Here is a 12,443-nt window from a genome sequence, read left to right as displayed (position 1 = left end):
AACGGTAGCCGGCCCCCTCACCCCGCGACGGCTCCTCAGCCGGCCAGGACCACCTGTAGCTCCTGTCGGCGGCGATCAGCCAGGTCGCTGAGCAGGGTGGGCGCCTCGTCGAACGGGACCACCGCCGAGACCAGGTGCTTGCGGATGACGTCCCCGTACGTCCGCAGCAGGTCGACGGTCTCGGCGGAGAGCCGTTCCCGGTCCCAGGTGGGCGCGAGCCCGCGCGGTACTCGTCCGATCTGCGCGCAGCGCAGGGCCAGGCCGTTGTGGTGGAACTCCTCGCCGAGCCGGACCGCGTCCGCGCCGCCCTGGTAGAAGGCCAGGTCGATCACGGTGCCCTGCGGGCGCAGGAGCCGCAGCGCGAGGTGCAACGCCCACGCCTGCCCCCGGCACTGGAACACCACGTCGGCGCCCCGGTCGCCGGCGACGTGGGCCCACCGGGTCTTCAGCACCACGGCGGGGTCGTCCGCCTCGGGGTCGAGCGATTCCAGGCCGAGCGCGTCGGCGACCCGACGACGCTGTGGGGTCGGGTCGAGCACCACCACCGACGCGGCGCCGTGCCGGCGGGCCAGCAGGGCGGTCAGCAGGCCCACCACTCCGGCGCCGACCACCGCGACCCGCCGGCCGCGTACCCCGTCGCCGAGCGAGCGGACGTCCGCGCCGTGCAGGTCGGCGGCGGCGTGCAGCAGACCGTTCGCGCAGATCGGACCCATGTGCGCGACGTAGACCCCGAGCAGCGGGTCCAGGTCGTCGGGCAGCGGCACGAACCGTTCGGCGACCGGGTCGGCCAGCCAGCCCGTGCGGTGCCCGTACGTCATCGCGCCGACCGTGCCCACCGCCACCGCCGGGGTCGCGCTCTCCACCACCCGGCCCACCTGCATGTAACCCAGCCGGGTCACCGGGTACGGGGTGCTGGCCGCGCCGGGTTGGAAGAGCCCGAGGTCGGCGTTCCAGGTGACGTTCAGGTAGGGGTTCGTGCCCTTGACGTAGCTCAGCTCGGTGCCGGCGGAGACGCCGCTGAACAGCGTCTCGACGCGGAACGTGCCGGGCCGCAGCGGCGCGGCGTCCTGCTCGACGATCTCCACCCGACCGGGAGCGGTGACCGCGACGACCCGATCACGCATCGACGGTCACCCCGGTGCTCAGGGCGCCCGAATCGGCGGGCGTGCTGAGTCGGATCGTCCGGCCACCGCGGGCCGAGTCGGCCACCGCGAGGGCGAGCCGCTGGGTCTTCACTGCCTCGGCGTACGGGACCCGAACGTCGTCGCCGACACCGCGGACGGCGTCGACGAACGCGCGGTCCACCGCCACCCGGGCGGCCTCCGGATCGGCCGGAACGTGCCGTTCGCCGTCGGCGTCACGGATCAGCAGGCCGTCCTCGCCCAGCGACAGGGCCAACCCGTCGGCGAGGATCTCCAGGCCGGCGTGGTGCTTCCAGCCGAGCACGCAGGCGGCGCTGAGCGTGCCGACCGCGCCGCTGGCGAAGCGCAGCGTGGCGGTGGTCACCGAGTCGATGTCGGCGCCGTCGACGGGCGGTGGCGTGCCGTCGCCGTACGCGGTGACCTCGGTCACCTCGCCGGCCAGCACCCGGATCAGGTCCAGCACGTGGGCGGCCTGCTCGACGACCGGGCCGCCGGACCGGTCGCGCCGCGACCACCAGGCGACCGGCGGCACCTTGTCCAGCCAGGCGCCGCTGACCATCCGCACCGGACGGTCGGCGAGCAGCTCACGGGCCGTGTCGAGCACGCTCAGGTAACGCCAGTGGTGCCCGACGGCGGTGCGCAGTCCGCGCCGGGCGACGAGGTCGGCGATGCGTTCGGCGGTGCCCAGGTCGACAGCGACGGGCTTCTCCACGAACATCGGCACCCCGGCGTCGATCACCGCCTCCTCGGCGGGACCGTGCGCGAAGGGCGGCACGCAGACGTACACCGCGTCAGGGCCGGCGGCCAGCAGCTCGGCCACGTCGGTGAAGGTCCGCGCGTCGTGCCGCGCGGCCAGCGCGGCCGCCGCCTCCGGAACCACGTCGGTGACCCCCACGATCTCGACGTCGTCAAATCCGGACAGCACCCGCGCATGACGCTGCGCCACTCCCCCGGCACCGACCAGACCCACCCGACAGCTGACCATTCGACAACCTCTTCCGAGAACGTTTCGGCTTCAACGGGAGCAGTCCCCTGGCATGCGCGCAATCAAACGTTCATCCCCCGGGAACGCGCCGATGTCACGTCGTGATCAAGCTGTTGCCCTGGGAACGGTTAGCGCGAGGTGGCAAGTGGGAACTAGAGCCCTGCTTGTTCCACGCACGAAAAGAGGGGGTGCCCGTGCGGGATACGACCGTGTCACCGGTGGTGGAGGCGTGGGCCACGTACCGGACCACGTCGGCGGCGGATTGGCCGGCACGCCGGTTGCTTCGCGCCAAGGGCGAGAGCCGGGTCAGCGTGGTGCTGCCGGCGCGCAACGAGGAGGCGACTGTCGGCGCGATCGTGTCGACCATCCGGGAGCACCTGATGGACCGGGTAGCGCTCGTCGACGAGCTGATCGTGGTGGATTCACGGTCGACCGACCGTACCGCCCAGGTGGCCCGGGCCGCCGGCGCGGAGGTGGTCAGCCAGGACGCGATGACCCGGGGCCTGCCCCGGCTCACCGGCAAGGGCGACGCGCTCTGGGCGGGGCTGGCCGCCGCCGGGGGCGACGTGGTGGCGTTCATCGACGCCGACCTGCGGGAGTTCCGCCCGCACTTCGTCACCGGCCTGCTCGGGCCGCTGCTCACCGATCCGTCGGTGGACTTCGTGAAGGGCTTCTACCACCGCCCGCTCGTCGGATCCGCCACGGTGGAACAGGACGGCGGCGGACGGGTGACCGAACTGATGGCCCGGCCGCTGCTCAACCTCTTCTGGCCCGAACTGGCCGGCTTCGTGCAGCCGCTCGCCGGTGAGTACGCCGGCCGCCGCGACGTGCTGGCCCGGGTGCCGTTCGTCTCCGGGTACGGCGTGGAGACCGCCATGATGATCGACCTGCTGGACCTGGTCGGTCTGGACGCGCTGGCGCAGGTCGACCTGGGCGAACGCAAACACCGTCACCAGGACACGGCGGCGCTGGGCCGGATGTCCGCGCAGATCATGCTGACCGCGTGGTCCCGGCTGCAACGACGCGGTTGGGCGACCCCCGGCCTGATGCCGGAGGCGCTGCTGACCCAGTTCCGCCGGGGCGGCTCCGACACGCTGCCCAACCTGGACCGGGAGGTCGTGGTCAGCGACGTGTCCATCGAGGAGCGCCCGCCGCTGGCCGAGCTGCGCCACCGGCTCCCCCGCCGACGGGTGGCGGCCGCGTGAGCGCCCCGGTTCGTCCGCCGGCCACCGCCCGGGTACGAAAGGACCGCCGATGAGCCTCACCGTGCTGATGAACGCCGGCCCGTGGCTGTCGGTGCCCCCACCCGGGTACGGGGGGATCGAGAACGTGATCGCGACCCTGGTGCCGGAGCTGCGGCGGCTCGGCGTCCGCGTGGTGCTCGCCTCGGTGGAGTCCAGCGCTCTGCCGGTGGACGAGAAGGTGTCGGTCTTCTCCGACGGGCAGTTCGGCGCGCTGCAACGGCCCTACAACCAGGTCTGCGGCATCGCGCAGGCACACCTGGCCGGGGTGGTCCGCGAGCTGCACTCCCGCGACGACATCGACCTGGTGCACGACCACGTGGAGGCGGTCGGGCTGGCCACGCTCACCGCGATGGGACCGTCCGGGCCGCCGGTGCTGCACACCCTGCACTGGGACCTGGCGAAGCACCCCGCGCTCTACGGCACTCTCGACGGCGGCGACCGGGTCCGGGTCAACGGCGTCTCGGCGTCGCAGTTGGCCCGGGCGCCGCTGGCGCTGCGGGAGCACTCGGTGGGTCACGTGCACCTGTCCACCCCGCTGGCCGTGGACGCCGACCGTCGGCCCGGTCCGCCCAAGGGCGACCACCTGCTCATCCTCGGTCGGATCAACCCGGGCAAGGGGCAGGACGTGGGCGCGCGGCTCGCGCGGAAGATCGGCGTACCGCTGGTGCTGGCCGGTCCCGTGGGGCCGTACCACCGGCCGGCGGACCTGGCGGCGGCCGGCGACGAGGCCCGGCAGAATCCGGACGTACGGTTCTTCCTCGACGAGGTGGCGCCGCACGTCGACGGCGACCTGGTCCGTTGGGTCGGCACCGTGGCCGGGCAGGAGCGCGACGACCTGCTGGCCAGCGCCCGCGCCTCGCTGTTCCCGCTGCGCTGGGAGGAGCCGGGGGGTACGGCCGTGGTCGAGTCGCTGGCCCTGGGTACGCCCGTGGTGGCCACCGCCCGGGGCTGCCTGCCCGAGTTGATCGAGCACGGACGCACCGGCCTGCTCACCACCGAGGAGGACGAGCTGGCCGATCTGGTGCTGGGCGCGGACCTGCTCGACCCGCACGAGTGCCGCCGGGTCGCGGCACAGCGGTTCACGCCCGCCGTGATGGCCCAGCGCTACATCGAGCTGTACCAGCGGGTCCGCGATCTGGCGACCGCGCCCCGCCTGCAACCGGTCTGAGCCGCAGTCGCCGCCGGCGCGTTTGCCCCCGGCGGCGACGGGTAGGCGCACGCGTACGCCTGCCGCGCAGCGAGGGAGCCGGTGATGGTCGGACCGATGGCGCACTCCCGGGCCCGGGCGAACCCGGCCGACGGCAAGCCGCGGGTCCGCCGCGCGGCCAGCACCGCGTCCGTGCTGTTCCTGCTGGTCGGTGTGCTCGGCTTCGTCCCGGGGATCACCAGCGGTACGCAGAACCTGCGCTTCGCGGGCCACACCTCGGGCGCGTTCCTGTTCGGCGCCTTCCAGGTGTCGGTGCTGCACAACCTCGTACACCTGCTGTTCGGGGTCGTCGGCCTGGCGCTGGCGCGGACGGTCGGCGGCGCGCGGACCTTCCTGGTCGGCGGTGGCGCGGTCTACCTGGTGCTCTGGCTCTACGGACTGGCGGTGGACCACGACACCGGCGCGAACGTCCTGCCGGTCAACGCCGCCGACGGTTGGTTGCACCTCGGCCTGGGCCTCGGTCTGATCGCGCTGGGTCTGCTGACCGCGCGGCCCCGCCGACCGTGAGCCGCGTCGCCATGGCGATCGGTCCGGTTTGATGGCGCGGAACCTCGGGTAGTGGGCAGATCCCGACCCACCAGCGAATCGAGGGCGTGCCGATGGCCAGCCGGATCACCTGCGAGGTGCGCGACACGGCACCGGTGGCGGTCGTCCGGCTCACCGGCGCCCTGGACCTGGGCACCATGCGGTCGGTGCACCAGGCGCTGGACGGCGCGTTGGCGACCCAGCCGGAGGCGCTGGTGGTCGACCTCGCCCACGTGACCGTGCGGGACCGGTTGGCGCTGTCGGTCTTCGCGGCGACGGCCCGGCGTGCCGAGGAATGGCCGGCCGTGCCGGTGGTGCTCTGCGCCCCGCCGCCGGCCGCCGCCCGGTGGCTCGCCGAGTCGACGACGTGCCGGGTGGTTCCGGTCTCCCAGGACTGCGCGGAGGCGACGAGGGTGGCCGGCGCGCAGGGAGCGCTGCGGATCCGCGCCCGGTTTGAGCCGGTGGCGGAGGCGTGCCGGCGGGCTCGGGAGCTGGTCGGCGAGGCGTGCGCCCGGTGGAACCTGCCCGACGCGGCCGGCCCGGCGGCTCTCGTGCTCACCGAGCTGGTCGGCAACGTCGTCCGGCACGTGGGCACCCCCATGCAGGTGACCGTGACGCTGCGGCGGCCGTACCTGCACCTGGCCGTGGTGGACGGCAGCCCGACCGAGGCCCAACTCGCCGGCCTGAACCTGCGGGCCGAGGGTGGCCGCGGGCTGCTGCTGGTCCGCGAGCTGGCGCAGCGGTGGGGCAGCGTGCCGGCGGGTCAGGGCAAGGCGGTCTGGGCGATGCTGCCGGCGACCTGAAGCCGCGGGGCGCTTCGACCGGTACCGGCGATCTAACCGAAATTACCGCTTAAGCCTGGTTACATGGTGCGAGGGTCGGGTAGGCACGCCCGTCCTTTCTGCCGTCACGACGGGGTGAGCAGCCATGCCCAAGCGGGTAACCACGGAACCCGTTCGCGATCGGGGCCCGGCGATCCTGGCACCGGCCCGCTTCGGGGGCTTTCCCGGGGCGCTGCGGACGCCGGTCCCCGGCAACTCCCTGATCAAGTTCCTCGCCACCACCGACCACAAGCAGATCGGTGTGCTGTACCTGCTGACCTCCTTCGGGTTCTTCCTGGTCGCGGGCCTGCAGGCGATGCTGATGCGCGCCGAGCTGGCCCGGCCGGGCCTGCAGTTCCTCTCCTCCGAGCAGTACAACCAGCTCTTCACCTCGCACGGCGCGGTCATGCTGCTGCTGTTCGCGACGCCCGCCGCCTTCGGATTCGCCAACTTCATCGTGCCGATCCAGATCGGCGCGCCGGACGTGTCGTTCCCCCGGCTCAACGCGCTGGCGTACTGGCTGTACCTGTTCGGCGGCCTCATGGTGATCGGCGGTTTCATCACGCCGGGCGGCTCGGCGGACTTCGGCTGGACCGCGTACAGCCCGCTGAGCGACGTCGACCACAGTCCCGGCGTGGGCGCGAACATGTGGGTGCTCGGCCTGGTCGTCTCCGGCCTGGGCACCATCCTCGGCGCGGTCAACCTGATCACCACGATCCTGACCCTGCGCGCGCCCGGCATGACCATGTTCCGGATGCCGATCTTCACCTGGAACATGCTGTTCACCAGCGTGCTGGTGATCCTCGTGTTCCCGCTGCTGGCCGCCGCGCTGCTGGCGCTCTCGGCCGACCGGCTGCTCAACGCGCACGTGTACGACCCCGCCACCGGCGGGCCGATGCTCTGGCAGCACCTGTTCTGGTTCTTCGGGCACCCCGAGGTCTACATCATCGCGCTGCCGTTCTTCGGCATCATCACCGAGATCATCCCGGTGTTCTCCCGCAAACCGCTGTTCGGTTACACCGGGATCGTGCTGGCCACCATCGCCATCACCGTGCTCTCGATGACCGTGTGGGCGCACCACATGTTCGCCACCGGGCAGGTGCTGCTGCCGTTCTTCAGCATCCTGAGCTACCTGATCGCGGTGCCCACCGGAGTGAAGTTCTTCAACTGGATCGGCACCATGTGGAAGGGGCAGCTCACCTTCGAGACGCCGATGCTGTTCGCCATCGGCTTCCTGGTGACCTTCCTTCTCGGCGGCCTCACCGGGGTGCTGCTGGCCAGCCCGCCGGTCGACTGGCACACCCACGACAGCTACTTCGTCGTGGCGCACTTCCACTACGTGGTGTTCGGCACGGTGGTCTTCGCGCTCTTCGGCGGCTACTACTTCTGGTGGCCGAAGATGACCGGGCGGCTGCTCGACGAGCGGCTCGGCAAGGCGCACTTCTGGACGATGTTCATCGGCTTCCACGGCACCTTCCTGGTGCACCACTGGCTGGGCGCCGAGGGCATGCCCCGCCGGTACGCCGACTACCTGCCCAGCGACGGCTTCACCACGCTGAACACCATCTCCAGCATCTTCGCGTTCATCCTCGGCCTGTCCACGCTCTTCTTCATCTACAACGCCTGGAAGTCCTGGCGGTACGGGGCGATAGTCACGGTGGACGACCCGTGGGGCTTCGGCAACTCGCTGGAGTGGGCCACCACCTGCCCGCCGCCGCTGCGCAACTTCGACAAGATGCCCCGCATCCGCTCCGAACGGCCGGCGTTCGACCTGAAGTACGGCCCCCTCGTCGCCGACCTGGGCCGGGACCTGCCGCAGCGCACCACGAAGCCGCCCCAGCAGTTCGGCGACGAGATACACCTCGAGCACCACGCGCCGGAGTCACCCGCACCCGAGGGCGCGCACGGCGCCGCGGAGGCGGCCCGCTACCACCCGGCGCCCGAGTCCGGCGCCCGCCCCGTGGACGTACCCGAGCCCGAGGGCGTACGCCGGCCCAGCTTCGAGCAGAGCGACGCGCCGAAGGACGCGCAGGACGCGCCGAAACCACACGAACGCTGGCGGCACCCGCACAGCGACGGCGGTGAGACCGAGGACCGCTGAGAGTCGTACGCGCGCCAAGGGGCCCGACACCTGTCCGGTGTCGGGCCCCTGCTGCTGTCGTCGGCGGATCAGTCCCGGGCGGGCGGAAGCCCGGCGGCGGTGAGCGAGCGGCGCACCGCCGGCTGCACCCGGGTCAGCCGCAACGGCACGCCGGTACGCTCGGCCGCCTCCCGGCCCGCCACCAGCGCGGCGATCCCGCCGGCGTCGAACCCGCCCGCCCCGACCAGGTCGACGACGACCTCGCTCGGCTGGCCGGTGACGGCCTCCAACATCGCGCGGCGTAGCTGGTCCGCGCCGTCGCGGTCGACCTCGCCGCCGACCTCGACGACCACCCGGTCACCGTTCTGCCGTACCGAGATGCGGGTCTTGCCCGGATCCGGTTCGGCGGCGCCGTTCTGCCAGGGCGGTGGGGCGTCGGCGAGCATGGCCTGCCGAAGCCAGGTCAGCGCCCGCGACAGCAGGCGGGACACGTGCATCTGCGAGATGCCGAACCGGGCGGCGATCTCCGCCTGGGTCTGGTTGCCGTAGAAGCGCATGGCCAGGATCCGGCGCTCACGCCAGGGCAGCCGGTGCAGCAGGCCGCTCACCGTCACCCGGTCGTCGACCGATTCGAGGGCGTTGTCCGACTCGCCAACCAGGTCGCCGAACTCCGCGGAGCTCTCCCCGCCGACCGGCGCGTTCAGCGACGCCGGGCTGTAGCCGGCCGCCGACTCCAGCGCCGCGAGGATCTCCTCCTGCGGCGTCTCCAGCCGGGCCGACAGCTCGGCCACCGACGGCGCCCGGGACAGTTCGCTGGTCAGCGCGGCGGTGGCCTGCCCGACCTCGAGGATCAGGTCGCGCAGCCGTCGGGGCACGTGCACGCCCCAGGTGCGGTCCCGGAAGTGGCGCTTGATCTCGCCCACGATGGTGATCGCCGCGTACGCCGTGAACGAACCCCGCTCCGGGTCGTACCTGTCGACGGCGTTGACCAGCCCCAGGCGGGCCACCTGCTCCAGGTCCTCCAGCGGTTCGCCCCGCCCCCGGTAACGGCGGGCCAGCCGGCCGGCGAACGGCAGCGCGAAGCGGACCAGGTCGTCCCGCGCCTCCTGTCGCCGCTCCGGCGGCAGCCCTTCGATCCGGGCCGCGTACGCGAGCGCCGCCGCGTCGAGGTCCTCCAGACCACGCTCGGTGGGTGGTGGTGTGGTCGTGGTCGTGCTCGTCTGTCCGAACATCCGCGCCTCCCTCAGGAAGGTCCCCCGCCCGGATCGGGAAACCGGTCGTGCGCGTGGTCGAGCCACGCACCGGGCCGGAAAGTGGGTCAGTGACTGGGATGCCAGCGGGCGACAACATCTCTACGCAGCGCGATCAGGTCGTCGCAGCCAGCGATGTTCCCGCTCCGTAGGTACTCAATCACGGGACCCCGGGTTCGCGAGGAAGTTTCGGCGTCCTCCCCTTCAGGAGACGAGCAACCCCTGGTGGCCGCCGGCGTCACGGAGCACCGACAGGGCCTCCGCGACCCCCAGCGGGGGCGGGACGGGCAGGTCGTACGGCTGGGCGCGCATGACCTCGGTGGCCCGGCGCGTCGGCACGGACGTCACCGGATAGCCCCGCGCGGAGGTCCGGTCCAGCGCCCGGCGTCGTCGGCCGAAGCCCGCGACGGCCAACCACTGCGGGAGCCCGGCCAGGGCGGGCGAACGCATGCCGGGCGGCTCGGGCAGGACGTCCACGGAGCTGAACTCCTCGCTGCCGGCCAGCCACCACTCGGCCTCGTCCACGCTGCGGCGGGTGGCGTTCTCACACCAGTACGGCACCAGCCCCGCCCGCACCACCTGCCACGGATCGAGCAGCCGACCGCATTCCACCACCAACCGGTCACCGGTCTTGCCGGCGGCCCGCAACCAGCGCCGGTAGAGGTCGGCCACAGCGGCGCTCAACGCTCCCGGCCGGGGCACCAGCACCCGATGCAGCGGTCGCCCGTGACGGCCCGCGAGGTCCCGTGCGGCGAGCTCGAATCCGGGGTCCATGCCGTACTCGGCGTCGCCCGACGGCACCGACACCTCCGGCGGCGCCCACCGGGCGGCGTCGCCGCCCACCGCCCGCAGGACCTGCCGCAGGGCGTGGCTGTCGGGGTGGAAGTCCACCGGGTCCAGTCCGCTCGCCGGGCAGCCGACCTGGAAGCTGTGTCCAGGCCCGCGTTCCAGCACCGGCCACGTGCGCGCGTCCCGCACCAGCAGCACCGGGGCGTCGGCGCTCAGCCGGTCGGTCAGGAACTGCGCGTACGCGGCCGGCAGTGACCGCCAGCGGGCGGCCAGCGACACGGTGACGCCGGTGAGGGTTCCCCGGCTGGCCGGGCAGTGCACCTGACGCAGGTGCACGTCGGGGTTGCCGCCGACCAGCCGCTCGGCGAGGGCGCCCCCGTGCGCCAGCGCCTCCCCGGGACGGTCAACGGCCCCGTCGCTCCAGTGCACGGTCATCTCGAAGCCGGCGGGCAGCCACGGCACGCCGAGAGCGACCGCCAGGTGGGCGGCCGCGCCGTGCGGCGACCCGATGAGTACCCCCGGGTAACTGCCGCGCGGGTACTGTTCGACGAACCAGCGTGCCACCCGGGCCGCGTCCACCTCACCGACCTGGTCGACGGTGAGGGCGACCCGCCCGGCGGCCCGGGTCGCCGCAGCCCGGCGTACCGGCTCGGGCGCCGTCGGAAACCGCGAGATCGGCCCGGTGTGCCCGAGGTCGGCGCAGTCCGCGCCCCGCAGCGCCCGGGCGGTGGCGGCGACCAGCACCCGGGCGGCGCTGCCCTGGGCCACGACCCGGTCGCCGGCCAGGCCGGCGCCATCAGCCGTGAGCCCCTTGTGCATCTTGTGCACCGGCCCCACCTTGCCTCGTTCGCTCACCACGCGGCCCGGCTTCCCGTCCCGATGGGGTTCAAACGGGGCATCACCCACCCGGCGGTCACAATCCGCTGGTCAGCGGGTTGCGCCGGTCATCACCGACGATCGGCCGCGCAGGTTTCACCGGGGCTGGTGCGGGCACATCGGGGCCCATGCGCACCGACGACACCAGCGAGCCCGCCGCCGCCACGATCACCCCGTACGAGGACGGTCCACTGCTCGTCCGCGGCGACTTCGCGCTGGTGACCCCGGACGGCGAGCGGATCGACGCCCGCCGGGGCACGGTGGCGCTGTGCCGCTGCGGCAAGTCGGCGCTCAAGCCGTTCTGCGACGGCACCCACAAGGCGATCAGCTTCCGGGCGGGCACCACCCGCGAGGGCTGAGCAGATCAGACCAGCGCGATCGACCCCGGCGGGGTCGTCGCGGACATCGGACCCACGCCGACGAGCGGGACGGTCGGCGGCGGGGTCGGCGGGGCGGGTGACCGCAGCGAACTGCGGCCGGCCGCCCAACTGTCCAGCAGGTGCGCCGCGAAGAGCCGGTCCACCGCGAGCGCCGCCGCCGCGCCGAAGAGCACGTCCGGGGCGAGCGCCGGCTCGGTCCGGACCAGGCCGCCACACAGGTCGTGCGCGGCGATCTGCTCGTGCACCGCGTCCGCCTCCACGTGCTCGTCGTAGAAGCGGGTCGCCACCTCGTCGAAACCGAGGCGGCGCAGCCCGTTGCCGTAGCGGCGGTTCGGCAGGGACGAGGTCATCTCGAACGCCGCCAGGTGCCCGAGCAGCGCCCCGCGCAGCCGTCGGTGCAGCCCGAACAGGGACATCAGGTTGTTGGTCGCCAGGGTCACGGCGGGCACCACGTCCAGGTGGGTCCCGTAGCCGGTGTCCAGGCCCAGCCGTTCGAGGGTGCGCCGGAACAGCTCGGCGTGCATCCGGTCCAACCGCCCGTTGCCGTACTCGTCGGTCTGGATCTCCACGAGGGCGGCCTTGGCGGGGCCGCCGAGGCGCGGCAACGCCCAGCTGTGCGGGTCCGCCTCGCGCAAGTGGTAGACCGAGCGGTGGGCGACGAACTCGCGGAACTGGGTGAGGTCGGCACGCCGTTGGAGCGCGACGGCCAGCGACGGCCCGTCGTCGGCCGCGACCAGCTCGGCCAGCCCGGCCGCGACGCCGTCCGCCGGCACCGCCGGTACGTCGGCCAGTCGGCGCAGCGCCGCCTCGAAGGGGCGTTCGGCGCGGGCCCGCAGAGCCAGCAGGGTGGGCTGCCACTCCCAGCCCTCGTCGACGCCCTGCCAGCCCCGGTAGTGCAGCTCGTAGCAGAGGAACAGGGTCAGTTGCAGATCCTCGTCGGTCAGCGGGTCCGCCGGGTCGAGGTCGACGCCGAGGTCCGCAGGGTCGAGGTCGACGCCGAGGTCCGCCGGCAGGTCGTACGGCGCGCGGCGCAGCGCGTCGGTCACCGCCGCCGACAGCGGGCCGCGCGGCTGCGGCAGAGGCGCGGGACCGTAGCGGCGGTCGGCGGGATCCGGCATGGGGACCTCCAGGGTCGTTGGGCCGC

11 protein-coding genes are annotated in these 12,443 nt (G+C 73.1%); 6 read left to right on the top strand and 5 right to left on the bottom strand.

Going from position 1 to position 12,443, the window contains the following annotated elements:
- Nucleotides 1-35 precede the first annotated feature (35 nt).
- Nucleotides 36-1,124: a zinc-binding dehydrogenase gene (locus tag ACLQ25_RS22365; RefSeq protein ID WP_425732746.1), complete on the bottom strand. Its 1,089-nt coding sequence runs from the start codon at nucleotides 1,122-1,124 to the stop codon at nucleotides 36-38.
- Entirely contained in the window at nucleotides 1,117-2,127 is a 1,011-nt protein-coding gene (locus ACLQ25_RS22360) for a Gfo/Idh/MocA family protein (protein WP_425732745.1), read from the bottom strand. The genes ACLQ25_RS22365 and ACLQ25_RS22360 overlap by 8 nt, the downstream gene beginning before the upstream one ends.
- A gap of 221 nt (nucleotides 2,128-2,348) precedes the next feature.
- On the opposite strand from ACLQ25_RS22360, the gene ACLQ25_RS22355 reads away from it, so the two are divergent.
- The 5 genes from ACLQ25_RS22355 to ctaD all read left to right on the top strand — a co-directional run bounded on the left by ACLQ25_RS22355 (nucleotide 2,349) and on the right by ctaD (nucleotide 8,025).
- Nucleotides 2,349-3,332 (top strand): glucosyl-3-phosphoglycerate synthase, encoded by a 984-nt coding sequence (locus tag ACLQ25_RS22355; protein WP_357122207.1) that lies wholly within the window; start codon nucleotides 2,349-2,351, stop codon nucleotides 3,330-3,332.
- A gap of 49 nt (nucleotides 3,333-3,381) precedes the next feature.
- Nucleotides 3,382-4,539, top strand: a complete 1,158-nt coding sequence (locus tag ACLQ25_RS22350) for a glycosyltransferase (protein WP_425732744.1) — start codon at nucleotides 3,382-3,384, stop codon at nucleotides 4,537-4,539.
- An 84-nt stretch (nucleotides 4,540-4,623) separates the two neighbouring features.
- Nucleotides 4,624-5,085, top strand: coding sequence for a DUF4383 domain-containing protein (locus ACLQ25_RS22345; protein WP_425732743.1), 462 nt, complete (start codon nucleotides 4,624-4,626; stop codon nucleotides 5,083-5,085).
- A 92-nt stretch (nucleotides 5,086-5,177) separates the two neighbouring features.
- Nucleotides 5,178-5,906, top strand: coding sequence for an STAS domain-containing protein (locus tag ACLQ25_RS22340; RefSeq protein WP_425732742.1), 729 nt, complete (start codon nucleotides 5,178-5,180; stop codon nucleotides 5,904-5,906).
- Nucleotides 5,907-6,030: 124 nt separating this feature from the next.
- Nucleotides 6,031-8,025 (top strand): cytochrome c oxidase subunit I, encoded by a 1,995-nt coding sequence (gene ctaD, locus ACLQ25_RS22335; protein ID WP_425732741.1) that lies wholly within the window; start codon nucleotides 6,031-6,033, stop codon nucleotides 8,023-8,025.
- A gap of 68 nt (nucleotides 8,026-8,093) precedes the next feature.
- On the opposite strand, the gene ACLQ25_RS22330 is transcribed toward ctaD, so the two are convergent.
- On the bottom strand, nucleotides 8,094-9,236 hold the full coding sequence (locus ACLQ25_RS22330) for a SigB/SigF/SigG family RNA polymerase sigma factor (RefSeq protein WP_425732740.1): 1,143 nt from the start codon (nucleotides 9,234-9,236) through the stop codon (nucleotides 8,094-8,096).
- A 222-nt stretch (nucleotides 9,237-9,458) separates the two neighbouring features.
- Nucleotides 9,459-10,862, bottom strand: coding sequence for a hypothetical protein (locus ACLQ25_RS22325; protein ID WP_425732788.1), 1,404 nt, complete (start codon nucleotides 10,860-10,862; stop codon nucleotides 9,459-9,461).
- A gap of 185 nt (nucleotides 10,863-11,047) precedes the next feature.
- On the opposite strand from ACLQ25_RS22325, the gene ACLQ25_RS22320 reads away from it, so the two are divergent.
- Nucleotides 11,048-11,278: a CDGSH iron-sulfur domain-containing protein gene (locus ACLQ25_RS22320; RefSeq protein ID WP_425732739.1), complete on the top strand. Its 231-nt coding sequence runs from the start codon at nucleotides 11,048-11,050 to the stop codon at nucleotides 11,276-11,278.
- A gap of 5 nt (nucleotides 11,279-11,283) precedes the next feature.
- Here the strand turns inward: ACLQ25_RS22320 and ACLQ25_RS22315 are convergent, their stop codons facing one another.
- Nucleotides 11,284-12,417, bottom strand: coding sequence for an iron-containing redox enzyme family protein (locus tag ACLQ25_RS22315; RefSeq protein ID WP_425732738.1), 1,134 nt, complete (start codon nucleotides 12,415-12,417; stop codon nucleotides 11,284-11,286).
- Nucleotides 12,418-12,443: the final 26 nt, after the last annotated feature.

The organism is Micromonospora sp. DT44 (genome assembly GCF_049841635.1).
Classification (GTDB): domain Bacteria; phylum Actinomycetota; class Actinomycetes; order Mycobacteriales; family Micromonosporaceae; genus Micromonospora.
Note: the sequence above shows the minus strand (reverse complement) of the source record. Positions and strands in the feature narration are given on the sequence as shown.